This window comes from Burkholderia sp. 9777_1386, assembly GCF_015712265.1.
Classification (GTDB): Bacteria; Pseudomonadota; Gammaproteobacteria; order Burkholderiales; family Burkholderiaceae; genus Burkholderia; species Burkholderia cenocepacia.
Map to the genome: position 1 here is coordinate 108,419 of NZ_JACCQB010000002.1, position 25,884 is coordinate 134,302.

At 66.2% G+C, this 25,884-nt stretch carries 18 protein-coding genes; 8 read left to right on the top strand and 10 right to left on the bottom strand.

Annotated elements, in window-relative coordinates:
• Positions 1-5 precede the first annotated feature (5 nt).
• A complete protein-coding gene (gene fdnG / locus H0X91_RS02550) occupies positions 6-3,077 on the bottom strand; it encodes a formate dehydrogenase-N subunit alpha (protein ID WP_148094030.1) in 3,072 nt (1,023 codons plus the stop codon).
• A gap of 143 nt (positions 3,078-3,220) precedes the next feature.
• On the opposite strand from fdnG, the gene H0X91_RS02555 reads away from it, so the two are divergent.
• From H0X91_RS02555 to H0X91_RS02565, 3 genes are all read left to right on the top strand, one after another.
• Complete coding sequence (locus H0X91_RS02555) at positions 3,221-4,174, top strand: YihY/virulence factor BrkB family protein (protein ID WP_006495933.1); 954 nt, start codon at positions 3,221-3,223, stop codon at positions 4,172-4,174.
• A gap of 415 nt (positions 4,175-4,589) precedes the next feature.
• Positions 4,590-5,750: a porin gene (locus H0X91_RS02560; RefSeq protein ID WP_006488818.1), complete on the top strand. Its 1,161-nt coding sequence runs from the start codon at positions 4,590-4,592 to the stop codon at positions 5,748-5,750.
• Positions 5,751-6,141: 391 nt separating this feature from the next.
• The gene (locus H0X91_RS02565; protein ID WP_060212508.1) at positions 6,142-6,615 is read left to right on the top strand and encodes a VOC family protein; all 474 of its coding nucleotides are present in this window, start codon (positions 6,142-6,144) and stop codon (positions 6,613-6,615) included.
• A 132-nt stretch (positions 6,616-6,747) separates the two neighbouring features.
• Here H0X91_RS02565 and H0X91_RS02570 read toward each other — a convergent pair whose 3' ends face one another.
• Entirely contained in the window at positions 6,748-7,539 is a 792-nt protein-coding gene (locus tag H0X91_RS02570) for an AadA family aminoglycoside 3''-O-nucleotidyltransferase (protein WP_043205167.1), read from the bottom strand.
• A 274-nt stretch (positions 7,540-7,813) separates the two neighbouring features.
• Positions 7,814-8,263, bottom strand: a complete 450-nt coding sequence (locus H0X91_RS02575) for an HU family DNA-binding protein (protein ID WP_006492882.1) — start codon at positions 8,261-8,263, stop codon at positions 7,814-7,816.
• Between the two features lie 266 nt (positions 8,264-8,529).
• Here H0X91_RS02575 and H0X91_RS02580 point away from each other — a divergent pair, with 266 nt between their 5' ends.
• The gene (locus tag H0X91_RS02580; protein ID WP_006495936.1) at positions 8,530-9,648 is read left to right on the top strand and encodes an acyltransferase family protein; all 1,119 of its coding nucleotides are present in this window, start codon (positions 8,530-8,532) and stop codon (positions 9,646-9,648) included.
• 365 nt (positions 9,649-10,013) lie between these two features.
• Here the strand turns inward: H0X91_RS02580 and galU are convergent, their stop codons facing one another.
• Both galU and H0X91_RS02590 read right to left on the bottom strand, forming a co-directional pair.
• Positions 10,014-10,901: a UTP--glucose-1-phosphate uridylyltransferase GalU gene (gene galU, locus H0X91_RS02585; RefSeq protein WP_006482949.1), complete on the bottom strand. Its 888-nt coding sequence runs from the start codon at positions 10,899-10,901 to the stop codon at positions 10,014-10,016.
• 229 nt (positions 10,902-11,130) lie between these two features.
• Positions 11,131-11,274, bottom strand: a complete 144-nt coding sequence (locus H0X91_RS02590; protein ID WP_006479318.1) for a hypothetical protein — start codon at positions 11,272-11,274, stop codon at positions 11,131-11,133.
• A 217-nt stretch (positions 11,275-11,491) separates the two neighbouring features.
• On the opposite strand from H0X91_RS02590, the gene H0X91_RS02595 reads away from it, so the two are divergent.
• Entirely contained in the window at positions 11,492-12,667 is a 1,176-nt protein-coding gene (locus H0X91_RS02595; protein ID WP_006495937.1) for an acyltransferase family protein, read from the top strand.
• Between the two features lie 382 nt (positions 12,668-13,049).
• Here H0X91_RS02595 and H0X91_RS02600 read toward each other — a convergent pair whose 3' ends face one another.
• From H0X91_RS02600 to H0X91_RS02610, 3 genes are read right to left on the bottom strand one after another with little or no spacing between them, the layout of a single operon-like run.
• Positions 13,050-15,518 carry a glycosyltransferase family 4 protein gene (locus H0X91_RS02600; RefSeq protein ID WP_012493216.1) on the bottom strand — a complete coding sequence of 823 codons (2,469 nt, stop codon included), beginning with the start codon at positions 15,516-15,518 and terminating at the stop codon, positions 13,050-13,052.
• Positions 15,515-16,981: a flippase gene (locus tag H0X91_RS02605; protein ID WP_006491256.1), complete on the bottom strand. Its 1,467-nt coding sequence runs from the start codon at positions 16,979-16,981 to the stop codon at positions 15,515-15,517. The genes H0X91_RS02600 and H0X91_RS02605 overlap by 4 nt, the downstream gene beginning before the upstream one ends.
• Before the next feature lie 40 nt (positions 16,982-17,021).
• Positions 17,022-19,214 (bottom strand): hypothetical protein, encoded by a 2,193-nt coding sequence (locus H0X91_RS02610; protein WP_196432812.1) that lies wholly within the window; start codon positions 19,212-19,214, stop codon positions 17,022-17,024.
• Between the two features lie 468 nt (positions 19,215-19,682).
• Between H0X91_RS02610 and H0X91_RS02615 the strand changes: the two genes are divergently transcribed.
• Genes H0X91_RS02615 through H0X91_RS02625 form a run of 3 tightly spaced genes read left to right on the top strand, consistent with a single transcriptional unit; the run spans position 19,683 to position 22,781 of the window.
• The gene (locus tag H0X91_RS02615; RefSeq protein ID WP_006495941.1) at positions 19,683-20,747 is read left to right on the top strand and encodes an acyltransferase family protein; all 1,065 of its coding nucleotides are present in this window, start codon (positions 19,683-19,685) and stop codon (positions 20,745-20,747) included.
• Positions 20,748-20,782: 35 nt separating this feature from the next.
• Positions 20,783-21,829: a GDP-mannose 4,6-dehydratase gene (gene gmd / locus H0X91_RS02620; RefSeq protein ID WP_006491261.1), complete on the top strand. Its 1,047-nt coding sequence runs from the start codon at positions 20,783-20,785 to the stop codon at positions 21,827-21,829.
• On the top strand, positions 21,816-22,781 hold the full coding sequence (locus tag H0X91_RS02625; protein WP_006495943.1) for an NAD-dependent epimerase/dehydratase family protein: 966 nt from the start codon (positions 21,816-21,818) through the stop codon (positions 22,779-22,781). Before gmd ends, H0X91_RS02625 begins: the two co-directional genes overlap by 14 nt.
• Positions 22,782-22,882: 101 nt before the next feature.
• On the opposite strand, the gene H0X91_RS02630 is transcribed toward H0X91_RS02625, so the two are convergent.
• On the bottom strand, positions 22,883-24,073 hold the full coding sequence (locus tag H0X91_RS02630; protein WP_080331150.1) for an O-succinylhomoserine sulfhydrylase: 1,191 nt from the start codon (positions 24,071-24,073) through the stop codon (positions 22,883-22,885).
• 259 nt (positions 24,074-24,332) lie between these two features.
• Positions 24,333-25,865, bottom strand: a complete 1,533-nt coding sequence (gene purF / locus H0X91_RS02635; protein WP_006495945.1) for an amidophosphoribosyltransferase — start codon at positions 25,863-25,865, stop codon at positions 24,333-24,335.
• Positions 25,866-25,884 lie beyond the last annotated feature (19 nt).

Consider the following 25,884-nt stretch of genomic DNA (forward strand, 5'->3'; position numbering starts at 1 on the left):
CCCCCTTACGCCTTTTCGACCTTCACCAGGAACGACTTGAATTCCGGTGTATAGGAGTTGCCGTCACCCACGGACGGAGTCAGGGTATTGGCGAGATAGCCGGGCTTCGTCAGGCCCTTGAAGCCCCAGTGCAACGGGACGCCGACCGTCTGGACCTTCTTGCCGTCGACCGTCAGCGGCTTGATCCGCTTCGTGACGAGGGCGACCGCGATGATGTAGCCGCGCTTGGACGACACCTTCACGCGCTCGCCATGCGCGACGCCGACTTCCTTCGCGAGGTCTTCGCCGATCTCGACGAATTGCTCGGGCTGGATGATCGAGTTCAGCCGTGCATGCTTGGTCCAGTAGTGGAAGTGCTCGGTCAGCCGGTACGTGGTCGCCACGTGCGGGAATTCCGCCACCTTGCCGAACGACGCACGGTCGTCCGGGAACACGCGGGCGGCCGGGTTGTTCAGCGCCTGCGGGTTGTTCGGGTGCAGCGGGTTCGCGGCGAGCGGCGTCTCGAACGGCTCGTAATGCTCGGGGAACGGACCTTCGTTCATCCCCGCGCGGGCAAAGAAGCGCGCGACGCCTTCCGGATTCATGATGAACGGCCCCATCCCGTTTTCGGGCGGTTCGTCCGCCTTGAAGTCCGGGATGTCGGCGCCCTTCCACGCGCTGCCGTTCCAGCCGATCAGCTTGCGGGTCGGGTCGAACGGCTTGCCGGCGACGTCGCACGACGCGCGGTTGTACAGGATCCGCCGGTTCGCCGGCCATGCCCACGCCCAGTTCAGCGTCTGGCCGATACCGGTCGGGTCGGAGTTGTCGCGCCGCCCCATCTGGTTGCCGGCCTGGGTCCACGCGCCGCAGAAGATCCAGCAGCCGCTCGCGGTCGTGCCGTCGTCCTTCAGTTGCGCGAACGCGGCAAGCTGCTCGCCCTTCTTCACGAGCGTCTTCGCCGGATCCTTCGGATCGGGCAGATCGGCGAGCGCTTTCCCGTTGAACTCCATCGCCAGTTCCTCGGGCGTCGGGCTTTCCGGGTTCGCGTACGGCCAGGTCAGGTTCACGATCGGGTCCGGATACTTGCCGCCGTCCTTCTGGTACAGCTTGCGCATGCGCAGGAACAGCCCCGACATGATCTCGAGGTCGCTCCTCGCTTCGCCCGGCGGCTCCGCGCCCTTCCAGTGCCACTGCAGCACGCGGCTCGAACTCACGAGCGAGCCGTTTTCCTCCGCGAAGCAGGTGGTCGGCAGGCGGAACACCTCGGTCTGGATCTTGGACGGATCGACGTCGTTGTAGTCGCCGTGAGGCTTCCAGAACTCGGACGTCTCGGTCGCGAGCGGATCCATGATCACGAGCCACTTCAGCTTCGCGAGGCCAGCCGCCGTCTTCACCTTCGACGGCGCCGCCGCGAGCGGGTTGAAGCCCTGGCAGATGTAACCGTTCATCTTGCCGGCATTCATCAGCTCGATCGCCTGCAGCAGGTCGTACTGCTTGTCCAGCTTCGGCAGGTAGTCGTACGCCCAGTTGTTCTCGGCGGTAGCCGCGTCGCCCCACCACGACTTCATGAAGCTGACGTGGAACGCCTTGTAGTTCTTCCAGTAGCTCAACTGGTTCGGCCGCAGCGGCTGCTGCACGCGCTTCTTGATGTACGCGTCGAAGTCCTGCTCCGCCTGCATCGGCAGCGTCATGTAGCCCGGCAGCAGGTTCGACATCAGCCCGAGGTCGGTCAGCCCCTGGATGTTCGAGTGGCCGCGCAGCGCGTTCATCCCGCCGCCGGCGATGCCGATGTTGCCGAGCAGCAGCTGCACCATCGCGCCGGTGCGGATGATCTGCGCGCCGATCGAGTGGTGGGTCCAGCCGAGCGCGTACAGCACCGTGCCGGCGCGGCCGGGTACGGCCGTGCTCGCGAGCATCTCGCACACCTTCAGGAATTTGTCCTTCGGCGTGCCGCAGACCTGCTGGACCATGTCCGCCGTATAGCGCGCGTAGTGCTGCTTCAGCAGGTTATATACACAGCGCGGATGCTGCAGCGTCGGATCGATCTTCGCGAAACCGTCGTCGCCGCGCTCGTAGTCCCAGCTCGATTTGTCCGGGTACGCGTGCTTCTGCGCGTCGTAGCCGGAATAAATGCCGTCGTTGAACGCGAAATCCTCGCGCACGATGAACGAGAAGTCCGTGTAGTTCTTCACGTACTCATGCTGGATCTTGTCGTTCGTCAGCAGATAGTTGATGACGCCGCCCAGGAAGACGATGTCGGTGCCGGTGCGGATCGGCGCGTAGTAATCGGCCACCGAGGCCGTACGCGTGAAGCGCGGGTCGACGACGATCAGCCGCGCCTTGCGGTGCGCCTTCGCCTCCGTCACCCACTTGAAACCGCACGGATGGGCCTCGGCTGCATTGCCGCCCATCACGAGAATCACGTCCGCGTTCTTGATGTCGACCCAATGGTTCGTCATCGCTCCACGGCCAAACGTCGGGGCAAGACCTGCCACCGTCGGGCCATGTCAGACACGCGCCTGATTGTCGAATGCGAGCATCCCGAGACTGCGGATGGTCTTGTGCGTCAGGTAGCCGACCTCGTTGCTGCCCGCCGACGCGGCCAGCATGCCGGTCGTGAGCCAGCGGTTGACCTTCGCGCCGTCTTCGGCCGTCTCGACGAAGTTCGCGTCGCGGTCGGCCTTCATCAGCTTCGCGATGCGGTCGAGCGCGTCGTTCCACGAGATGGGTTCCCACTTGTCCGAGCCGGGCGCACGATACTCGGGGTGCGTCAGGCGGTTCGGGCTGTGGATGAAGTCGATCAGGCTCGCGCCCTTCGGGCACAGCGTGCCGCGATTGACGGGGTGGTCGGGATCGCCTTCGATGTGGATGATGCTCGGCTGCGCATTCTTCGCGCCGTCTCCGAGGCTGTACATCAGGATGCCGCAACCCACTGAACAGTAAGGACAGGTGTTGCGCGTTTCGACGGTGCGCGCCAGTTTGTACTGTCGGACTTCGGCCAGCGCTTCGGACGGAGAAAAGCCCATCAGGGCAAGACTCGATCCGGCAAGCGACGTGGCCGTCACCTTCAGGAACTGGCGCCGGGACATTTGTAGCATGGCGGTCTCGGCGTTATTGTGGGGTGGGGTGAAACTGAAAGGAATTATAGACAGTTCAGGCAACTATGATCGAATCCTCGGATCAATACCGATATGTCCGATTAACCTGCGATGATCCGCGTTCCGCGCGCAACCGAACCGTCATGAAACGACAGATCACTTCAGAAGCCACCCGTCTCGCCCAGCAGCAGGCCAACTGGGCCCTCACCGCGTTCAAGCGCTTCTCGTCCGACCGCTGCTCCGCGATGGCCGCGGGCATCGCGTTTTTCTCCGCGTTCTCGCTCGCGCCGACCCTCGTGATGGTGATCGCGGTGGCCGGCTGGTTCTACGGCGACGACGCCGCGCGCGGCCAGGTGTTCGAGCAGGCGCACCAGCTGATCGGCGACGACGCGGCCGCCAGCATCCAGACGATCGTGCAGAACGCGCACCGCGCGGGCGAACGCGGCGGCATCGCCACGCTGATCTCGTTCGCCGCGCTCGCGATCGGCGCGTCGGCCACGTTCGCGTCGCTCAGCGCGGCGCTCAGCGTGATCTGGCCGGCCACCGAAAGCCGCTGGTCGAGCATGCTCGGGCTGGTGCGCGTGCGGCTGATCTCGTTCGGGCTCGTGCTCGGCGTCGCGTTCCTGCTGATCGTGTCGCTCGTGCTCGACACCGCGATCACCTTCATCGGCACCTGGCTGCTGGGCAATTCGCCGTACGTGGTCGTCACGAACGTCGTGCAGTTCTTCGTCGGCATCGCGGTGCTCGCGGCCGCGTTCGCGTCGTTGATGAAGTTCCTGCCCGACGCGCGCGTCGCGTGGCGCGACGCCGCGATCGGCGGCATCGTGTCCGCGATCCTGTTTTCCGGCGGCAAGAAGCTGTTCGCGCTGTATCTTGCGCATGCGGGCACCGCGAGCGCGTTCGGCGCGGCCGGGTCGTTCGCGGTCCTGCTGATGTGGCTGTACTTCTCCGCGATCGTGTTGCTGCTCGGCGCGGAATTCGCGGCCGCCCGCGGCGACGCGCATCGGCCGGCCGCGAATCCGGCGCCGGCCGCGGCCGCTCAAGCGACTCGCGCCGCTCGGCCCGATCCCGCCGGGAATCGCCCGCGCGACGACTGATTCAGCCCGCTGAAGACGGCCGCGCATCGATCCCGCGCGTACCCGGCACACCCTCCCCTCGCTTGCAACCCCGTGGTTCGCCGCGCATTCGCGCGGCGTCGACGCTTGCCTGACACGTCGGCGTGCATGCACCTGCAACCGCAAACGTTTGCACACCCTCATTTCCTTGCTGCAACGGGCCGAAACAGGGGGTCTGCCGCCATGTGCATCAGCGATTGAAACAATCGCAGCGCAGCAATTGTCAACTATTTCATAAACAGGAACAGTGTCTGATGTGCTTGATATATATGGACTTTTTCCTGCTGTTACCTTTTCGAGACACTTTATTTTTTAAGCTTTCTTGCGTGTATGGCACTGAGCTATTCTCCAATCCGCAACAAATAACGATGAATCACTTGCGTGGAGAAACTCAACGATGAAGAAACTTGCTCTCTCGACCCTCTCGCTCGCCCTGCTGGGCGCCGCTGGCGCCGCTCAGGCTCAGTCGAGCGTGACGCTCTACGGTGTGATCGACACGTCGATCACGTACGTTCACGGTAACGCCGGTCAAGGTAACAATTCGTGGTCGATGGGTAGCGGCAACCTGCAAGGCAGCCGCTTCGGCCTGAAGGGTTCGGAAGACCTCGGTGGCGGCCTGAAGGCGATCTTCCAGTTGGAAAACGGCTTCAACTCGGCATCGGGCGCACTGGGCCAGGGTGGCCGCATGTTCGGCCGCCAGGCGTTCGTCGGCCTGCAAAGCGACCAGTACGGTACGCTGACGCTGGGTCGCCAGTACGACCCGCTGGTCGACCTGGTTCAGGCAGTCACGGCTGACAACTACTTCGGCAGCGTGTTCGCCACGCCGGGCGACGTCGACAACAACGACAACAGCCTGCGCGTCAGCAACGCGATCAAATACACGTCCCCGGTGTTCGCCGGCCTCCAGTTCGAAGGCATGTACGCACTCGGCGGCGTCGCCGGCTCGACCGGCAAGGGTCAGACGTGGGCCGCAGCCGCAGCCTACAACAACGGCCCGCTCGGCGTGGCTGCCGGCTACTTCCACGCGAACAACGCATCGGCGCTCACGGCCGGCAAGCGTAGCGGCTGGACCGGTACGTCGGACGCAATCTTCGACGGCGACTCGGGCACGACCTTCATCAACAACGCGTTCACGTCGTCGACGTCGATCGGCATCGCGCAAGTGGCAGCCCAGTACGCATTCGGCCCGGTGACGGTCGGTGCAGGCTACAGCAACGCCCAGTACAAGGCTGACGGCGCGTCGACGTTCGGCACGAACCAGAAGTACAACACGGGTCGCGGCTTCGTCACGTACCAGGCATCGGCACCGCTGCTGCTCGGCCTCGGCTACATCTACACGAAGGGTAGCGGCGACAACAACGCCAAGTACCACCAGGTTTCGCTCGGCGCGGACTACTCGCTGTCGAAGCGCACCGACGTGTACCTGGTCGGCGCATACCAGCACGCAAGCGGCCACAACGCAGACGGCAGCGATGCGCAAGCGTCGATCGGCTCGTACGGCATCGCCGGCAAGAGCTCGCAGGAAATCGTCGCACTCGGCCTGCGCCACAAGTTCTAAGAAGTACGTTTCCGGCGTGCATGGCGTCTCCGACGCCTTGTCGCCGACCTGGAAAGCCAGCCCCGGTTTCGGCCGCGGCTGGCTTTTTTTCGTCCGCCTCCGGCTCGCGGGCCGGCAGCGTCTGCACGGCCTCCGCGCGACAGCCGGGCCCGACATAGGTCGGCCGGCCGGCAGCGGCGCCTGGCCGCTGCCATGCCCGCGCAACCCGGTTTCCGCGGCCCGGAGAGCTCGCCGTTTCCGCCAAGGACGACTAACATCCGCACTGCCGGCACCGCCCGGCCCGACCGATGCGGGATTGGTTCGCGCCGCGTGTCGATTTCGGCGGGCGTCGTCCGTCGTATCGATGGCGGCACGTGGTTTGCCCCGGACCCATACAGACAGGAGATTCGTCATGACGATTCAGAAGATCACGCCTTTTCTCTGGTATTCGACGGAAGCCGAAGAAGCAGCGGCCTTCTATGCCGGCATCTTTCCGGATTCGCGGATCGTGCGCGTCACGGCGGTGCCCGGCACCGACGGCACGCGGATGGTCGAATTCGAGCTGTTCGGGCAGCCGTTCTTCGCGATGAGCCACCCGCGCACGGAGACGTTCAACCACGCGATCTCGCTGCTCGTCAGCTGCGCGGACCAGGCCGAACTCGATCGCTACTGGAGCGCGCTGCTCGACAACGGCGGCACGGCCGACGGCTGCGGCTGGCTGCGGGATCGTTATGGCGTGTCGTGGCAGATCGTTCCGGAAGCGCTCATTCCGATGATGGCCGACCGCGACACGGTCAAGGCGGGCCGCGTGGCCGCAGCGATGATGCAGATGACCAAGTTCGACGACGCCGCGCTGAAGGCCGCCTTTGCGGGCACCGCGAGCTGACCCGGCGCACCGGGCCGCGCATGCGTGACGCCGCGCCGGGTCGCGTGCACGCGCTCGGCTCGACGGTGCGCGCATGCCGCCGGCTTCGCGGCCGGCCGGCAAACCGGTAGCGTGCATCGTCGGCGCGAACTGCTACGCCGACAGCATCGACTCGATCGTCCGTCGCGCGTAGCCGATGAATTCCGCCAGCGGTTCGCCCGACAGGATCGCCGCGCCTGCGTCACCATCGAGATAGGCCGCACGCGCAGCCGCCAGAACCGGCCGGTGCGCGTCCGGCAGGCGCGCCAGCACCCACGCCGCGGCGACGTCCTTCGGCGCGATTTTGCCGGTCGCGGCGCTATACCAGATGCGCGCGAGCGCGAGCACGATGTTGCACGCGTCGTCGCGCCAGTCGGGTTCCGCCTGCCACTGCGCCACGGTAGCGAGCAGCGCGGCGACGAAGTCGCGCGCGGGCACCGGCTCGAACAGCACGTCCGCGGGCGGGCCGACCAGCGCGATGCTGTGCTCGCGCGCCTTCGTCAGCAGGATGGCCAGATCGTGATCGACGAGCGGCGGCTCGACGATGCCGGCGTCGAGGTCGCTGCGCAGCCATTCGCCAAACTGCAGCTCGCGTCGTGCCGGATGACGCCACGGCACCACGTCGCCGTGCGCGACGACCGTGACCTCCAGCGCACGCATGCCGCCGCTGCAACCGGGCGGCGCAGAAGCACCGAGCAGGTCCGACATCAGCGCGCGTCGCGCCGCTTCGTCCGGGCGCACCGCCACCGTCACCAGCAAATCGATGTCGCTGCGCGGTTTCAGGCCGCCGTCGAGCGCCGATCCGAACAGGTGGATCGCTTCCAGCGTCGCGCCGAGATGCCGTTCGATCACGGCACGTGCGGCGGCGACCTGTGCGGCGATGTCGTGCGGGGTGTCGTCCGTCACGATGGCAAATCTCGCGATGCGCTCGCGACGGAACGCGCGGCAACAACGCGGCGCGCGAATGAAGTTCGCGGCTCGGCGATGCGGATGCGGATGCGGATGCGCGACATGCGATCCGCCGCACATCGTGCGTCGGCCAAACCCGGCATCGCCGGGCGATCCGTTCGCCGCCGCGCGCTTTGCGCGACGCAATAAAAATCCCCGCACGCTTTCGCGTACGGGGATCTCGGGACACTGCAACGGCTGCCGACATGCATTCGGCAGTCGTTGCGCGGCATTACGCTGCCGCGTCCTTCAGCTTCTTCAGCGCACGTGCCTTCACGCGCACGCTGGCCGGCTTCGCCGGGAACCAACGCTCTTCGCCCGTGAACGGATCCTTGCCGAAGCGCTTCTTCTTCGCCGGCACGACTTGTGCCGTGATCTTCAGCAGACCCGGCAGCGTGAACTCGCCTGCGCCCTTCTTGTGAACCGAGCCCAGCACGACGTTCTCGAGTGCGGCGAGCACTGCCTTGACCGCCTTCACTTCGACAGCCGCGCGCTCAGCGATGTGCGTTGCGAGCGATGCCTTCGTGAACTTGTCCTTCAGCGGCGTCGGAGCAGCCGGTGCTGCCTTTGCGACAGCCTTCTTGGCCACTACTTTCTTCGCGGGCGCAGCCTTTTTGGCAGCCACTTTCTTGGTCGCCGGTGCGGCAGCCTTCTTGGCCACCTTTTTTGCGGAAGTCGCCATGTTTCTCCTACCAGGTGTGGTCGTTGGATACACGAAGCGTGCAACGCGCGCGCTTCAACGCCGGATTCTACAAGCGCCTTGACGCTTCGTGCAGTACTTTTATGCGTTTTCGCGGGGTTTCCCGCAGGTTTTGTTGCGCGCGACCGACTTCATCGACACTCGAGCATGAAAAAACGCGTGTACGTATGGGCTCAAACAAGCCGAACGCGAATTACGTTCGATATTTGCGCACCTATACTGGGCGCGCTCAATGCCCGGATGCCTCCATGCGCGAAGTCAGATACGTCAAAGGACTCGACGGCCTGCGAGCCCTCGCCGTCATCCTCGTTTTCCTGTCCCACAAGGGCCATGTCCTTGCCGTCGACGTCGGCAAGCTCGGCGTGTGGACGTTTTTCCTCATCAGCGGATTCCTGATCGTCGGCGAGTTGCATCGCAACCGTCAGGCGGTCGAATGCGGCACCATGACGCGCCGCCACGCGCTCGCGCTGTTTCTCGCGAAGCGCGCGCTGCGGATCTTTCCCGTGTATTACCTGCTGCTCGCCGCGCTCGCGATCGCGCACGCGCTGTTCTACCAGCGCGGCGTCAATCTCGGGCTCGCCTGGCACGCGGTGTTCCTGTCGAATTACTGGATCGGCGTCGTCAAGGACGGCTGGCCGGGCTCCACGTCGCATTTCTGGAGCCTCGCCGTTGAACAGCAGTTCTATCTGATCGCACCGCTCGCGCTGCTCGCGGTACCCGCCGCGCGACACGTCGCGCTCGGCGTCGCGGCCGTCGCGCTGTGTGCGCTCGCGCATCTCGCGCTCTACCTGTCGGACGCGTCGCCGGTGCTGATCTACGCGTTTTCCCCGTGGAATTTCGCGTTGATCGCGCTCGGCGGCGTCGGCGCGATGGCGCTCGCCGATCGCGGCGCGGCCGCCGCGCGCCGCGTACCGCCCGGCTGGCTCGGCGCGGCCGGCGTCGCATTCTTCCTCGCGCTGCCTGCCTGCACGACCTTGCCCGATGCGGTCGCGGGGCTCGCGGATCTCGGCCTGTCCGTGTCGCTCGGCGCGCTGATGCTGTGGATCGTCAGCGCACCCGAGCATCCCGTCGTCGCGCTGCTCGACTGGGCGCCGCTTGCCTATCTCGGCACGATCAGCTACGGCTTCTACCTGTTCCACAACCTGATTCCGGCGCGCTTCGGCGTACTGCCCGCGTCCTTCGCGCACGTGCCGATGCCGGACATCGTCCGCGACTCGGCACCGGAACTGCTGCAATTCGCGCTCGCCGTGCTGCTCGCGCACCTGTCCTGGCGTTATCTCGAAAAGCGCTTGCTCGACTTCAAGAAGCCGATCGCCGCGCTGCTGGCCCGGCACTTCGCCGCGCAGCCGAGCGCGTCGCCGCGCTGAGCGTCGCGTGGACGCGGCGCGCGGCGAAAGCCGGACGGGAATGCGTCGATACCGGTGACGCCCGGCGACCGGCGGCATGTCGGCCGACACCGCGTCATCGCGCGACACCCACGCGAGTGACGTGCATGCCGCGCAATCCCTCCACCGATCCGGTCACGCGACGCATGCTTCGGCACCGCTTTCACGCGCGACGTCCCGCCTCACCGGCATGCGTCGCGCGCCTGCACCCCGCACACCTGCCCGGCACCGCGTGCCGACGTCGCGCACCCTGCGCTCGCGCCCGCGCAAACAAAAAAGCCCCGGCGCGCGAGCGGCCGGGGCCAACGGAACAACCACCACCTGAAACGACGGAGCGCGCGGCCGCTTTAAGCGACGGCAGCCAGCGCGGGCAAGCAGGTACGCAGGTACGCCTCGAATTCGCGGCTCACTTCCGGATGCTGGAGCGCGAGCTCGACGGTGGCCTTGAGATAACCGAGCTTGCTGCCGCAGTCGAAGCGCGTGCCGTAGTAGCGATACGCGAGCACCTGCTCGTTCGCGAGCAGCGACTGGACGGCGTCGGTGAGCTGCAATTCGCCGCCCGCGCCCGGCTTGAGCTTGCGCAGATGATCGAAGATCGTCGGCATGAATACGTAGCGGCCGACCACGCCGAGGTTCGACGGCGCATCCTCCGGCGCCGGCTTCTCGATGATGCCCGACAGCTTGATGATGTCCTCTTCCCACTCCCGGCCTTCGACGACGCCGTACGAGCGGCTGTCCTCGCGCGGGATCGTCTCGACCCCGATCACCGAGCTGTGATAGTGGTCGAACACGTCGACGAGCTGCTTGAGCACCGGCTGTTCGCCGTGCAGCAGGTCGTCGGCGAGGATCACCGCGAACGGCTCGCCGTGCACGAGCTTCTCCGCGCACAGCACCGCGTGGCCGAGGCCGAGCGCTTCCGGCTGGCGCACGTAGAAGCAGTTGACGTGGCTCGGCTTGATGCCGCGCACGAGTTCGAGCAGCTTTTCCTTGCCGCGCGCCTCGAGCTCGGCCTCGATCTCGTACGACTTGTCGAAATGATCCTCGATCGCGCGCTTGCTGCGCCCGGTGACGAAGATCATCTCGGTGATACCGGCGTTGATCGCTTCCTCGACCGCGTACTGAATCAGCGGCTTGTCGACGACGGGCAGCATTTCCTTCGGGCTCGCCTTCGTTGCCGGGAGGAACCGCGTGCCGAGACCGGCAACGGGGAACACGGCCTTGGTGACTTTCAACATGTTCGCATCCTGATTGCGTTGACTGCGCCGCGTCGACCTGCGACCCGGCGCGATTGTGTTCCGAACGGCATATCGAGAATCGACGGTACGGCCAATTCCACTCCGCTCATTTTCGATATGAACTGATTGCCCAATGATTCCGAAAAAATATAATCGTTTCAATTCGGTCGATATTGCCGGACCGATTGCCGAGGCAGAAACAAATTACCGATTTTCCGGATACAAATGCTTACGATTCGAATTCCTCGATATAGGGCACGCCGCCCCGCTCGAGGCCCGGGCGGATCGGTTCGTTCTTCAGCGCCTCGCGGTACGCCGACAGCACGGCCATGACCAACAGTACTGCAGCGCTCGCGATCCAATGCATGTCCATCTTGCCGCTCCTTGCATCAATCAACTGGAGCTTCAAACTATCAGAAAAAAATCGGCAAATAATTCGCACCCCTCGACGAGCCGCTTTCAGGTCGCGATAACTCCATGATGTGGAATACCGATATTTCCGGGCGAGATTTTTTTATTCATTGACCGAATTCTTGCGCATTACGATTGGATGAAACTTCCCGTCCATCCGTCGCAAGGAATCGAATCGCATGCAAGCTTTCAGCGGATCGTCTCTGGCCGCGCCGCCCGTCGCCGACCACAAGGAACACGTGATCGACGCGATGCGCGGCTTCGCGGCGCTGCTCGTCGCCTATTTCCACTGCCGCCAGGTCGTCTGGGTCGGCATGCAGAGCTTCCATCATGCTTACGGTCATGCACTGAGCCCGGGCGTGATCGCCGGCTACCTGACCTTCCCGTTCGCGTGGGGCTCCGCCGGCGTGCCGATCTTCTTCGTGATCAGCGGCTACTGCATCCACCGCAACGCGGCGCTCAAGCTCGCGGCCAACCCCGCATACCGGCTCGACGCGCCGAACTTCTGGGTGCGCCGCTTCGCGCGCATCTACCCGGTGCTGCTCGCCGCGCTGCTGTTCACGCTCGCGCTCGACGCGGTCAGCCTGCAGATCGAGCCCGTCAGCCACAAGATCCGCGACGTCGGCCTGGTCGCGTTCCTGGTGAACCTGTTCTCGCTGCAGGGCGTCGCCGGCTACACGTACGGGTCGAACGGCGCGCTGTGGACGCTGTCGCTCGAAGTGCAGTTCTACGCGGTCTACCCGCTGCTGTTCGCGCTGCGCCGGCGCATCGGGATGCCGGCCGTCGTGGCCGCAGTCGCGCTCGTCAACGTCGCGTCGGCGTGGCTGCTCGAACGGCACGACCTGCAGTTCTTCACGTCGTACTGGCTGTCCTGGACGATCGGCGCATGGATCGCCGACGTGCGCGCGCAGCAATCGCGCGGCATGGCCGTCGTGCCGTCGCGCGCGTGGTACGTCGCGGCCGCCGTGCTGCTGGCCGCCGGCTGCGGCGCGTTCCATGTCGGCCAGTACGGTGCGTTCCAGCTGTGGTCGGCCGGCTTCGCGTGCTTCCTGTACCGCGCGCTTGCCCGCCCGCCGCGCCCGACGCCGCCGCTGCGCGTGCTGAGCTGGTTCGGCGACTTCAGCTACTCGCTGTACCTGGTCCACCTGCCGCTGTTCGTCTGCCTCGGCTCGGTGCTGTTCCATTCCGAACTGCAACTGTCGATCTGGCCGTCGTTCGCGTTCATGGCCGTCGCGATCCCGGTGGCGTACCTGTTCTACCGGATGTTCGAACGGCCGGCGATGACGTGGTCGGCCAGCTTCAAGCCGACCCGCGCCGCCCGCGTCGTTGCGTCGACGCCCGAACAGGCCGTCTGACCCAAGCCGGCCGGCCCGTCCGGTTTCGCGGCCCTCGCGCGGCGTCTCGCCGCGCGGGGGCTTTTTCACGGCCGGCGCGCGGTCGCGGGCCGCTTCGACAAGGGACGGGCAGCCTGCCGCTCTCCGACCGCGCCACGACCCGCGTAAGCCGTCTCTGCGGGGTTGCTGCAGCACGACTGCAACGGTGTCGCCTGCCCGCTTCACGTTGCCGATGGCCCGCTCCCGGTTTCAGATGACGATCGGCCATGCTCGCGCCTCATGTGGAGTCGGCGTGCATGCCCGCCCGTCCGCCACCACCAGACATCTCGCCCGCTGAAAAGCGAAGCCCCCACGCAGCACGACACCGCATGGGGGCCCGTTTGCCGCCGGCTCGCGCCAGCTGCTACTTCTTCGCGTTCGCGGCCTTGGCGGCCTTCGCCGTATCCGCGAGGATCTTCTCGACCCGCTCCACGTAGGTTTCGGTCCCGAACCGGCGCACCGCGGTCGCGCGCCCGCTCGCGACGAGCCGCTCGCGCAGCGCGCGGTCGCGCTTGAGCGTCGCCAGCGCATCGGCCAGCGCGGCCGCGTTACCCGGCTCGCAGAGCAGCCCGTTGTCGCCATCCTCGATGATCTCGACGACGCCGCCCGCCCGCGCCGCGACGACCGGCCGGCGCGCGAGCATCCCCTCGACGATCACGCGCCCGAACGGCTCCGGCGTGATCGACGTGTGCGCGACGACGTCGACCGCCGTCATGCACGCGGCCACGTCGCGCTGGAAGCCGAGGAAATGCACGCGCGCGTCCATCCCGTGCTGCGCGACGTATTCGTGCAGTTGCGCCGCATAGTCGTCCTCGCCGAACAGCGGCGCGCCGACCAGCACCACGTGCATGTCCGGATGCCGCGCGGCGGCCTCCAGCAGCACGTGCTGCCCCTTCCAGCGCGCGAGACGACTGAACGAGCCGACCAGCCAGGCGTCCGCGGGCAGCCCGAGGCGCGCGCGCAGCGCGGCCTGGCTCACGCCTTCGAGCGCGTCGAACGGTTCGGCCGAAATGCCGTTGAACACGACGTCGACGTGCTGCGGCGTGAAGCCCGTCAGCGCGCGGAACGCTTGCGCGGATGCATCGGAGTTCGCGATCACGCGCGTGACGCCGAGCCGCGCGCAATACTTGATCGCCTTCAACTGCTTGCCGCCGAAATGGTCGGTGCTGACGATGTCGCGCAGGTGCCAGACCACCGGCTTGCGCGCGAGCCGCCCGGCGAGCGCGGCGACCACCATCGCGCGTTGGGTGTTCGCGTAGATCACCTCGGCGCGGCGCGCGCGCCGCGCGACGTCGCGCACCAGCCGCACGAGCTGCTTCACCGCGCCGAACGACACGCCGCCCTGCTTGCGCACGCCCGCGAGCGCACCCTGCTCGACCACGTCGACGCGCGCGCCGATCTCGTCGAGCGCCGCGCGGAACGGACCGTCGGCGAACAGCAGCACGTCGGCGTTCGCACGCATGTGCTTCATGATCTCGAGCAGCGACAGCTCGGCGCCGCCGAGCACGCCGCTCTGGTCGAGCACGAGCGTCGCCGGGCCGCGCGCGGCCGGCAGAGGCGCGGCCGTGCCGCGCTGCGCGGTCGAGCCGGGCAGCGCCTGCTCCACGTAGTCGAGGAAGCGCCGCCGGAACGTGTCGGCGGAAAACCGCTCCGCGTTCGCGCGGCACGCGTCCGGCGTGAAGCGCTGCGGCGCGCGCTCGAAATCGTCGACGGCCGCGACGATCGCCTGCGGCGTCTGTTCGTCGAAGAAGAGGCCGGTCGGGTGCAGGTTCGATTGCGGGTCGAGCACGGTTTCGAGCGCACCGCCCTTGCCGTACGCGATGACCGGCGTGCCGCACGCCTGCGCCTCGACGACCGAGATGCCGAAATCCTCCTCGGCCGCGAACACGAACGCCTTCGCGCGCCGCATCCGGTCGTGCAGCACCGCGAACGGCTGGTAGCCCATGATCTCGACGTTCGGGCCGGCCTTCGCGCGGATCTTCTGCATCTCGGGGCCGTCGCCGATCACGACCAGCTTGCGCTCGGGCGTGCGCGAAAAGGCTTCGACGATCAGGTCGATCTTCTTGTACGGCACCATCCGCGACGCGGTCAGGTAGAACTCCTCTTTCACCGCATTCAGCGAGAACGCGTCGACGTCGACCGGCGGAAAGATCACCGCCGCGTCGCGGTGATAGACCTTCCTGATGCGCCGTGCGATGAACGCGGAATTCGCGACGAAGCCGTCCACCGCGTTCGCGGTGCGCGTGTCCCAGTTGCGGATGTAGTGCAGGATCATTCGCGCGAGCAGCGATTTCGGCCCATGCGTGAGGTTCGACTGCTCCAGATACTGGTGCTGCAGGTCCCACGCATAGCGGATCGGCGAATGCACGTAGCTGATGTGTACCTGGTCCGGCCCGGTCAGCACGCCCTTCGCGACCGCGTGGCTGCTCGAGATCACGAGGTCGTACTCGGACACGTCGAGCTGCTCGATCGCGAGCGGCATCAGCGGCAGGTAGCTACGGTACTTGGTGCGGGCGAACGGCAGCTTCTGGATGAAGGACGTCGTCACCGGCTTGCCGCGCACGAACGCGCGGTCGTCGAGAAAATCGACGAGGCTGAACAGATCCGCGTCGGGAAAGCACGCGACGATCTGTTCGAGCACGCGCTCGGCGCCCGCATAGGTGACGAGCCAGTCGTGGACGATCGCCACGCGCAGCGCACGCGCCGGCTGCCGCGCGCCGGCGCGCTCGGCCGACACCGCGCGGTGCAGCGCGGCGGCGTCGCCCGGGTGGGCCACGGCGGCATCGGCCGTGGCGAGATTCAGGACGGCGTGTTCCGCCAGATCGCGATTCATATGGTTTTCCTCGCATTGAGACGGACAAACAGGTCGCGCACGAGCGCGCGCAACCCCGGCGTCATCGTGAGCGACCACGCGACGTTCAGCACCAGCACGACCGCGCACATGCCGATCGACTCGCCGAGCCCCGGCCACGCCTGCGCCAGGAACAGGCTCGCCAGCAGGAACGCGAGATGCGCGAGCATGTCGAGCACGATTGCGCGCATCCGGATCGCCGACAGGTACAGCAGCACGCCGTAGTCGACGAGCGCGCGCGCCGCGACGACCACCGCCGCGCCGATCAGCCCGAAGTGGTGAATGCCGAACCACAGGCCGCCGACGAAGAACGGCATCTCGACGAGCCCGGCGAATGCCGCGCGGGCCGGGTTGACCTGCGACTGGATCAGGATGCGCGTGACGCTCGCCTGGCCGACGAGCCACACGCTGATCACCAGCACGCGGCCGACCGGCGCCGAATGCGCGGCGAGATCGGCGCCGACCCACAGCGTGAGGAACGGCGCGAGCGCGAAGATCGCGACGATGCCGACCGGCGTGAACACGCCGTTCAGGAACTCGAGCGACTGGCGCGCGAGCGTATCCGCATGATCGCGGCCGACCGCCGACAGCCGCGGGAACAGCGTGCGCACCAGCGCGTTCGGCAGCATGTTCAGGCGCGTGACGAGGTTCTGCGGCACCGTGTAGTAGGTGACGAATTTCGCGCCCATGCCGGCGCCGAGCATCACGCGGTCAAGCGTGTCGGCGATCATGCTGGTCGTGCTCGCGATCAGCATCCAGCCGCCGAAGTTGAACAGCCCTTTCGCGGTGCCCCACTGCGGCGGATCGATGCGGCGGATGCCGAGCACCTTGATGCTGGCCTGCCCGAGCATCACCGCCGCGATCAGCCGCGCGACGACGGCCGCGGCGAGCACCGTCTGCAGGTTCGGCGCGATCCACCACGCGGCGGCGAGCGGCAGCAGCTGGAACAGGAACGTGCCGATCGTCTGGTTCGTGTTGAACACGCCGAACCGTTCGGCGCCGTTGATCGCGCCGGCGAACACCCACGACACGTTCGCGAGCGGAATCGCGAGCGCGAGCCACGGCAGCGCGAGATACACCTCGTGCTGCATCGCGGCCGACACCTTCGTGAAATACGCGGTGTAGACGAACGCGCCGAAATAGATCAGCAGCCCGCCCGCGATGCCGGTGCCGAGGTTCAGCCAGAACGCGCTCCAGAACACGCGCGCGCTTTCGTCCGCGTCGCCGCTCGCGAGCGCCTTCGAGATGTGGTTCTGCGCGGCCATGCTCATCCCGAGATCGAGGATCCCGAAATAGCCGATCAGCGTCCATACGAGGCTGACGACGCCGTAGCGTTCGACGCCGAGCGCGTGGATGTACGCGGGCACCGTCACCAGCGACACGAAGGTCGGCAGGATCAGCCCGATGAAGTTGATCGAAACGTTCTTGAGTATGCCTTTGTCCATGCTTGAGCCTTGAGTGACGTCGACGACGGCGCGCCGCCCGTCACGGTTTCCAGCGATACATCAGCACCTTGCCGCGCGCGTCTTCCTCGACGAACACCAGGTACTCGCCGTTCTCGCGCCGGAACGCGCTGATGCCGAACGGCACGTCGACCCAGCCGGACGCCTTGCCGACCTCGGCGCCCGGGCTCATCACGCCGACTTCCTTGCCGGTTTCCTTGTCGTACACGTGGATCTTGCCGACCGGCTCCACCGTGAAAAGGTAGCGCCCCTCGACCGTGATCCCGATCAGGTCGAAGATCGGCTTCGCGTCGAGCTTCCACGGCAGCGCCACCTGGTAGCGCGCGACTGGCGAGCCCGTCGACCACTTGTCGAAGCGGATCAGCACGCGCCCGACTTCCTTGTTGATGCCCGGCTGCGGCGGCGCGTCGGCGGTGTAGCCGGTCACGTACAGCGTGTCGGTCTGCGGCTCGTAGATCGCGCGGCGCAGCTGCGTGAACGGCTGCGGCATCGGGTAGGTCGTCACCTTGTCGTACGAATAGATCGGGTTGCCGGCCTTGTCGACGCCGCCGTACTGGAAACGGTGGATGCCGCGCACGTCGCTCGTGCGCCAGATGTCGCCCTTCGTGTCGACCCACCAGCCCCAGCCGCCGGCCTTCGCCTTGCCCGTCGTGTTGAGCTCGGACTCGTCGGCATCGATCCGGCCGTTGCCGTTCGTGTCGCGCCACAGCCAGTCGCCGCCCGGCGGCTTGTTCGGCACCTTGTCGACCGGTCGCGCACGGCCCGCGATCAGGCCGGACGGAATCGCGACTTCGCCGTCGCGCTTCGCGTCGAAGCGGTAGATCTTCAGGTGATCCGCGTACATGTCGGTCAGGTACAGGAACGTGCGACCGTCCACGCGCCGCGCGATCGGCATGCCCGGATACTGGTCCGTGTGGAACACCGGGTCGTCCGGATACTTGAAGCGGTTCGACAGGAAGCCGACGTATTTCCAGTCCTGGCCCGGCGGCCTCGACAGGTCGAGCTCGAAACGCTTGTTGCCCGTGTACACGCTGTTCGGCCGTGCGGGATCGAGCCACGCGCCGTCGACGAACAGCAGCCCCTGCACCTGCCAGCGCAGCTTGCCGTCCGGCGTGTAGCTTTCCAGCACCGCGCCGAGCCCCGCGCCGATCGTGTCGTGGCGCGGCCCGATCCCGTTCATCGACACGTAGATGTTGCCGGCGCGGTCGACACCGACGCCCGTCAGCCCGTTGAAACGCTGCGGCCCCGGCCGGCCCGGCACCGGGCCCGCGAAGATGCCGCCGCGTTCGCCGAGCGTGCCGGACGGCGCATAGCGGTTGCCGCCTTTCGAGAAGATCAGGATCTGCTGGCGCGGCCCGTTGTCCGCGATCAGCACGCGCCCTTTCGCGTCGACCGCCACGTCCACCGCGTCGGTGCCTTCCGGCAGCGCCGGCGCGTCGTCGAGCTTGCGGCCGTCGGCCCGCACGTGCACGAGATGCGCGGGCCCGCCCAGCGTATCGGTCAGCAGCCACAGCGTGCCGTCGCCCGCGAGCGCGATGCGGCCCGGCTCGTGCGCGCTCCACGTGCCCTTCTGCTGCATCGTCTCCGCGTCATAGACATCCACCACGTCGCGCGACGGATTGGTCGCGAACAGCGTCTTGTCGTCGGCCGCGAGGCCGCCCACTTCGGCCTTCGCCTCGCCGACTTCCGAGCGCGCGGGCGCCGGCACCTCGTTCATCATCATGAAGCTGGCGGCCATCCGTGCGCGGCCGGCGTCGGCGCGGCCGCCCGGCGCGACCTGCGGCGCCGCGCGAAACGGCGCGGGCTGCTTCATGTCGCCGATCGTGCGTCGCGAGATGCCGAACCATTGCTTGCCCTTGTCCGGCCAGATGCCGGGCGCCTGCAAGTGGCCGCGCTCGTTGCCGACGCCGATCGCGACATACGCGTACTTGCTGTTCACCGCAATCGCGTTGCCGCCGAGATTGCCCCAGCCGTGCGTGCCGCCGGCGAAGCCGAGCATCTTCCCGTCCTGGTAGACGCTCGCCTCGGCGCCACTCTCGTCCCACGGCGCATTCGTATACACCTTGCCCTCGGGCGTCACCGCGATCGCGCGGATGTCGATCTGCGTCCATGAGCCGTCGCCATAGCCGAACGTGTTGCCGATCCACGACGTCGTCGCGGGCAACACCGTTTCGGCCGGCACGGCGCTCGTCAGCAGCGCCGCGCATACCGTCATGCCAACCAGAATCAGACGTCGCAATGCGCTTCTCCAGACTTGATGCAACAGCGACCGGCGCCGCCACGGAGTGCCGCGGATGCGCGCTGTCGCTAAATGGGTTTCAAACGTCGCGATGCAGGTTACAAGCAAAAATAATCACAAGAAATTTGGAAATATTTGGGGATGTTTCCGCGTGAAATATCGAACCGGAACAGCGAGTAAATGGCGCGCGGAAACGGCAATAACGACCGCCTTTCCCGCGCCACCACGTAGAAAATTCCGCCCCGCACCGCCCATCGGGCCCGCCCGGGCGCCAACCTTTCATCTCGCGATCGCAATAATCGGCATTTGAATATTTGTCGCCAGATAAATGACGCGCGTTTTTTTACCGATTTCTTTTCCCTAGAATCGATTTCGATTCCATATTCCATTAAAAGGCATGCAATACGTACACGCATTGGATGCGGGTCGTGAAGGAGCCGCGCGATGACGGCCCTGGCACGCCCCGCCGACCTCGCCCCGCCGCAACACGGCCGCATCGTGCAGCTCGACGGGCTGCGCGCGATCGCGGTGGGCGCCGTGTTCCTGCAGCACGCGCTGAAGGCGCCGCTGTGGATGGGTGTCGATCTGTTCTTCGTGCTGAGCGGCCTGCTGATCACCGGCATCCTGCTCGATCGCAAGGCGCGCGGGCAGTCGTACTTCAGCCACTTCTATGCGCGCCGCGTGCGCCGCATCCTGCCGCCGTACGTGCTGCTGCTGGTGGTGTCGACGCTGCTGTTCGGCGCGAGCTGGCTGCCGCACTGGCCGTGGTTCGCGTTTTTCTCGACCAATATCGGGCTGTCGCTCGGCAGCATCGGCCATGACAGCCTGAACGTGTTGTGGTCGCTCGCGGTCGAGGAGCAGTTCTACATCTTCTGGCCGTTCGTCGTGCTGTGGTGCTCGGAGCGCGCGCTGCTGTGGGTCGCCGCCGCGCTGATCGTCGCGGCGCCGGTGCTGCGCGCGATCGCGACGCCGTGGTTCGATTCGTTCTGGCCGATCTACTACCTGACGCCGTTCCGGATGGACCTGCTCGCGGCCGGCGCCTTGCTCGCGATCGTGCTGCGCCGCGACCGGCGCGCGCTCGAGCCGTTCTACCCGCTCGCGATCGTCGGCGCGCTCGTGTCGCTCGCGATCCTCGGCTGGCTGCACCTGTCGTTCCCGCGCTTTCGCGCCGCGAACACGCCGATGTCGAATGCGGCGCTCTACAGCATCTCGCTGCTGCTGTGCACGTCGATCGTCGTGATCGCGCTGCGCGGCCGCGGCCTCGTGCAGCGTGTGCTGACGAACCCGATGCTCGTCTACGTCGGCACCGTCAGCTACACCGTCTACCTGATCCACCTGAGCGTGCTGTACGCGCTGTGGCCGCTGCATCTGAACCGCTTCGTCACGGCCGCGCTCGCGCTGGCGATCACGCTCGCGTACGCGACCCTGAGCTGGTACGGCTTCGAACGGCGCCTGACGCGCGGGCCCGCGCGCCGCGCGGTGCCGGCCGCCGCCGGCACGACCGCCTGAATTTCATCATCCATTGCTTCTACCAGGACAACGCCATGAGCCAAACTCGTAAAAAGGCCATCATCACCGGAATTTCGGGGCAAGACGGTGCGTACCTGACCAAACTGCTGCTCGACAAGGGCTACGAGGTCACCGGCACCTATCGCCGCACCAGCTCGGTGAACTTCTGGCGTATCGCCGAACTGGGCGTCGACACGCATCCGAACCTGACGCTCGTCGAGCACGACCTCACCGACGCGGGCTCGAGCCTGCGCCTGCTCGAACGCACGCAGCCGGACGAACTCTACAACCTGGCCGCGCAGAGCTTCGTCGGCGTGTCGTTCGACCAGCCGGCAACGACCGCCGAAGTGACCGGCATCGGCCCGCTGAACCTGCTCGAGGCGATTCGCGTCGTGAGCCCGAAGACGCGCTTCTACCAGGCGTCGACGTCCGAGATGTTCGGCAAGGTGCAGGCCATTCCGCAAACGGAAACCACCGCGTTCTACCCGCGCAGCCCGTACGGGGTCGCGAAGCTGTACGCGCACTGGATGACCGTGAACTACCGTGAATCGTATGGCCTGTTCGGCAGCAGCGGGATCCTGTTCAACCACGAATCGCCGCTGCGCGGCCGCGAATTCGTCACGCGCAAGATCACGGACACCGTTGCGAAGATCCGGCTCGGCAAGGCCACCAAGCTCGAGCTCGGCAATCTCGACGCGAAACGCGACTGGGGCTTCGCGCTCGAATACGTCGAAGGCATGTGGCGCATGCTGCAGGCCGACGAGCCCGACACCTACGTGCTCGCGACCAATCGCACCGAAACCGTGCGCGACTTCGTGCGGATGGCGTTCGCGGCGGCCGGCTACCAGATCGAATGGACCGGCAAGGGCGAGCAGGAGCGCGGCCTCGACGCATCGACCGGCAACGTGCTCGTCGAAGTGAACCCGAAGTTCTACCGCCCGGCCGAAGTCGACCTGCTGATCGGCTGCGCGGACAAGGCGAAAAGCAAACTGGGCTGGGCACCCAAGACGACGCTCGAACAACTTTGCCAGATGATGGTCGAAGCGGATTTGACGCGGAACCAACACCATGACACGTTCTGAAACCGGGCGTCCGTCGCGCCGTGCATTCGTCACGGGCCTGACGGGCTTCACCGGTCGCTACATGGCCGAACGCCTGCAGGCGGCCGGCTATGACGTCTGGGGCACGGTCGCGCCCGGCACGCCCCGCCCCGCCGATCCGGCGTTCGCGCAGTGCACGCTGCTGCCCGTCGACCTGCTCGACGCCGAGGCCATGCGCGCGGCTGCGGCCGATGCACGGCCCGACGCAGTCGTGCATCTCGCCGCGCGTGCGCATGTCGCACAGGACGAGCCGTCGCAGACCTACGCGGTCAACATCGTCGGCACGCGCAACCTGTTGGCTGCCCTCTCCGGCCTCGACCGCCGTCCGTCGGCCGTGTTGCTGGCCAGCAGCGCGAACATCTACGGCAACTCGACGGCCGGCGTGCTCGACGAAACCGTCGCGCCTGCGCCGGCGAACGACTACGCGGTCAGCAAACTCGCGATGGAATATGCGGCGAAGCTATGGGCCGACCGGCTGCCGATCGTGATCGCCCGGCCGTTCAACTACACGGGCGTCGGCCAGAGCGATGCCTATCTGCTGCCGAAGCTCGTCGCGCACTATGCGCGCAACGCACCGCGGATCTCGCTCGGCAATCTCGACGTGAGCCGCGATTTCTCCGACGTGCGCGACGTGACGGCCGCCTATCTGAAGCTCATCGAAGCCGCACCGGCAGGCGAGACGTTCAACGTCTGCTCGGAGCGCGCGTATTCACTGAAGGAAGTGCTGGCGATGCTGTCGCGCATCGCCGGTTACGTGATCGACGTGACGATCGATCCACGCTTCGTGCGACACAACGAAGTGAAAAGCCTGAGCGGGTCGCGCGACAAGCTGCGGCGTGCGGTCGGCGAATTGCCGGTCACGCCGCTCGACGAAACGCTGCGATGGATGGTGGACGCGATGCGTGCTGCACCGCTCGGTCACGCCGCTGGCTGAACGGGACGACACGCACGCCACGGCATGCGCCGAAACGACGACGGGCCGCTCTCACGAGCGGCCCGTTTTCATTGATGCCGGTCCGAAAACCGCTGCGTCACTCAGCCGTTCAGGCCGCGCGCCAAATCGTTGCGAATGTCGCCCGCATGCTCGAGGCCGACCGCCAGGCGGATCAGCCCCTCGGTGATCCCCGCCGCGGCGCGCGCTTCCGGCGTGATGCGGCCGTGCGTCGTGGTCGCCGGATGCGTGATCGTCGTACGCGTATCGCCGAGGTTGCCGGTGATCGACACCAGCTTCGTGCCGTCGATCACACGCCATGCGTTCGCGCGCTGCTGCTCGGGCGTGTCGCCCTTCAGCTCGAACGACACGATCGCGCCGCCCGCCTTTTGCTGGCGCTTCGCGAGTTCATGCTGCGGATGCGATTCGAGCCCCGGATAGAACACGCGCGCGACGGCCGGATGCGCGTCGAGCCAGCGCGCGATCTCCAGCGCGTTCGCCGATTGCTTCTCGACGCGCAGCGACAGCGTCTCCATTCCCTTCAGCAGCACCCACGCGTTGAATGCCGACAGCGTCGGGCCCGCGCTGCGCACGAACGGGAACACCTTGCCCATGATGAATTCCTTCGAGCCGACCAGCGCGCCGCCGAGCACGCGGCCCTGACCGTCGAGGAATTTCGTCGCCGAATGCATCACGACATCCGCGCCGAGCTTCAGCGGCTGCTGCAGCACCGGGCTGCAGAAACAGTTGTCGACGACGAACAGCGCGTTCGCGGCCTTCGCGATCTTGCCGATCGCCTCGATGTCGGCGAGTTCGGTCAACGGGTTCGACGGCGTCTCGAGGAAGAACATCTTCGTTTCCGGCCGCACGGCTTCCTGCCATGCGTTCAAGTCCGTCGGGTCGACGAAGGTCGTCGTGATCCCGAACTTGCTGAAGATCTGCGAGAACATCCCGAGCGTCGAGCCGAACAGGCTGCGCGAGCTGACGAGATGGTCGCCCGCCTGCAGCGCGGACATCACGACCGACATGATCGCGGCCATGCCTGACGCCGTCGCGATGCACGCCTCGCCGCCCTCGAGCGCCGCGAGACGCTCCTGGAACATGGTGACGGTCGGATTCGTGAAGCGCGAGTAGGTGAAATAGTCTTCCGAATTCGCGAAGCGCTCGGCCGCGTCGGCCGCGCTCGAGAAGCAGAAGCTCGACGTGAGGAACAGCGCTTCCGAATGCTCGTTGAAGTCGCTGCGCTGCGTGCCCGCGCGCACGGCAAGCGTGTCGAAGTTGAGGGAGTCGTCCATGTTCCGTTTTCCGTATTCGATGGCCGCGCCGACGGTCGTTCATGAGGCGCGGACCCGGTCAAAACCCAGGCCAAAAACAAAAAGCCCGCTATGCGTCGGCATCAGCGGGCTTCGGTGCGGTACGACAGCGATCGACTCGGGCCGGCTGCCGCCGGCCTTCGCTTTAGCTGTTTTGGGAAGTTGCCCCGCGTCCGCAAGCTGATATCAAATCGACGCAAGGCCACATCCTATCACGCCTCGATCGAAGCGTGCGCCGGCGTTACTCGACCGACAGCTGCAGGTTCATCTGCGAACGCTCGGTATCGCCGGCCGTATCGCGATCGGCCTGCGACGCCGGCGTGAGGCGCGCGCGCTCGATCGCATCGAGATACTCGGGCGTCACGTCGCCGGTGATGTAGTTGCCGTCGAAACACGACGCCTCGAAGCGCTCGAGCTTCGGGTTGATGTCGCGCACCGCGCGGCGCAGATCGTCGACGTCCTGATAGATCAGGTGGTCGGCGCCGATGATCTTCGCGACTTCCTCGTCGGTGCGGCCGTGCGCGACGAGCTCGCCACGCGTCGGCATGTCGATGCCGTACACGTTCGGGAACTTCACGGGCGGCGCCGCCGACGCGAAGATCACCGACTTCGCGCCCGCATCGCGCGCCATCTGCACGATTTCATGCGAGGTCGTGCCGCGCACGATCGAATCGTCGACGATCAGCACGTGCTTGTCCTTGAACTCGATGCTCATCGCGTTGAGCTTCTGGCGCACCGACTTCTTGCGCACGGCCTGCCCCGGCATGATGAAGGTCCGGCCGACGTAGCGGTTCTTGAAGAAGCCTTCGCGATACTCGACGCCGAGCTTCGCGGCGACCTGCATCGCGGCCGGGCGCGACGAATCGGGAATCGGCATCACGACGTCGATCGGCACGTTTGGCAGCTCGCGCTTGATCTTCTCGGCGAGATAGTCGCCCATGCGCAGGCGCACGTTGTAGACCGGCACGCCGTCGAGACACGAATCCGGACGGGCCAGATACACGTATTCGAACATGCACGGATTCAGCGTCGGGTTCTCCGCACACTGCTGGCTGTGGAAGTTGCCGGCCTTGTCGATGAAGATCGCTTCGCCCGGCTCCAGGTCACGCACGAATTCGAAACCGATGCCTTCGACCGCCACCGACTCCGACGCGACCATCCATTCGGTGCCGTGTTCGGTTTCGAGCTTGCCGATGCAGAGCGGACGGATGCCGAACGGGTCGCGGAACGCGAGCAGGCCGTAGCCGGCGATCAGCGACACGATCGCGTACGAACCCTGCAGGCGGCGATGCACGCCCGACACCGCCTTGAACACCGACGCCGGATCGAGCTCGAGGCCCGTGGTCGACAGTTGCAGCTCGTGCGCGAACACGTTGAGCAGCACTTCGCTGTCGGAATTGGTGTTGATGTGCCGGCGGTCGATCCGGAACATCTCGTCCTTCAGTTGCTGCCAGTTCGTCAGGTTGCCGTTGTGCGCGAGGATGATCCCGAACGGCGCGTTCACGTAGAACGGCTGCGCCTCGGCCTCGCTCGACGCCGAGCCGGCCGTCGGGTAGCGCACCTGGCCGATGCCGTAGGTGCCGGGCAGGCTGCGCATGTTGCGCGTGCGGAACACGTCGCGCACCATGCCGTTCGCCTTGTACATGTGGAAATTGCTGCCGTCCGCCGTCGCGATGCCCGCCGCGTCCTGACCGCGATGCTGCAGCAGCAGCAGGCTGTCATAGATCAGCTGATTGACCGGGGATTGGGAGATAACACCTACGATGCCGCACATGGCATGTCCTTCAGAATGA

Bases quoted from the DNA above. Each gene is read 5' to 3' on its own strand.
- H0X91_RS02555 (WP_006495933.1), top strand. From the start codon at position 3,221: ATGAAACGACAGATCACTTCAGAAGCCACCCGTCTCGCCCAGCAGCAG.
- H0X91_RS02560 (WP_006488818.1), top strand. From the start codon at position 4,590: ATGAAGAAACTTGCTCTCTCGACCCTCTCGCTCGCCCTGCTGGGCGCC.
- H0X91_RS02565 (WP_060212508.1), top strand. From the start codon at position 6,142: ATGACGATTCAGAAGATCACGCCTTTTCTCTGGTATTCGACGGAAGCC.
- H0X91_RS02575 (WP_006492882.1), bottom strand. From the start codon at position 8,263: ATGGCGACTTCCGCAAAAAAGGTGGCCAAGAAGGCTGCCGCACCGGCG.
- H0X91_RS02580 (WP_006495936.1), top strand. From the start codon at position 8,530: ATGCGCGAAGTCAGATACGTCAAAGGACTCGACGGCCTGCGAGCCCTC.
- galU (WP_006482949.1), bottom strand. From the start codon at position 10,901: ATGTTGAAAGTCACCAAGGCCGTGTTCCCCGTTGCCGGTCTCGGCACG.
- H0X91_RS02590 (WP_006479318.1), bottom strand. From the start codon at position 11,274: ATGGACATGCATTGGATCGCGAGCGCTGCAGTACTGTTGGTCATGGCC.
- H0X91_RS02595 (WP_006495937.1), top strand. From the start codon at position 11,492: ATGCAAGCTTTCAGCGGATCGTCTCTGGCCGCGCCGCCCGTCGCCGAC.
- H0X91_RS02600 (WP_012493216.1), bottom strand. From the start codon at position 15,518: ATGAATCGCGATCTGGCGGAACACGCCGTCCTGAATCTCGCCACGGCC.
- H0X91_RS02605 (WP_006491256.1), bottom strand. From the start codon at position 16,981: ATGGACAAAGGCATACTCAAGAACGTTTCGATCAACTTCATCGGGCTG.
- H0X91_RS02610 (WP_196432812.1), bottom strand. From the start codon at position 19,214: ATGACGGTATGCGCGGCGCTGCTGACGAGCGCCGTGCCGGCCGAAACG.
- H0X91_RS02615 (WP_006495941.1), top strand. From the start codon at position 19,683: ATGACGGCCCTGGCACGCCCCGCCGACCTCGCCCCGCCGCAACACGGC.
- gmd (WP_006491261.1), top strand. From the start codon at position 20,783: ATGAGCCAAACTCGTAAAAAGGCCATCATCACCGGAATTTCGGGGCAA.
- H0X91_RS02625 (WP_006495943.1), top strand. From the start codon at position 21,816: ATGACACGTTCTGAAACCGGGCGTCCGTCGCGCCGTGCATTCGTCACG.
- H0X91_RS02630 (WP_080331150.1), bottom strand. From the start codon at position 24,073: ATGGACGACTCCCTCAACTTCGACACGCTTGCCGTGCGCGCGGGCACG.
- purF (WP_006495945.1), bottom strand. From the start codon at position 25,865: ATGTGCGGCATCGTAGGTGTTATCTCCCAATCCCCGGTCAATCAGCTG.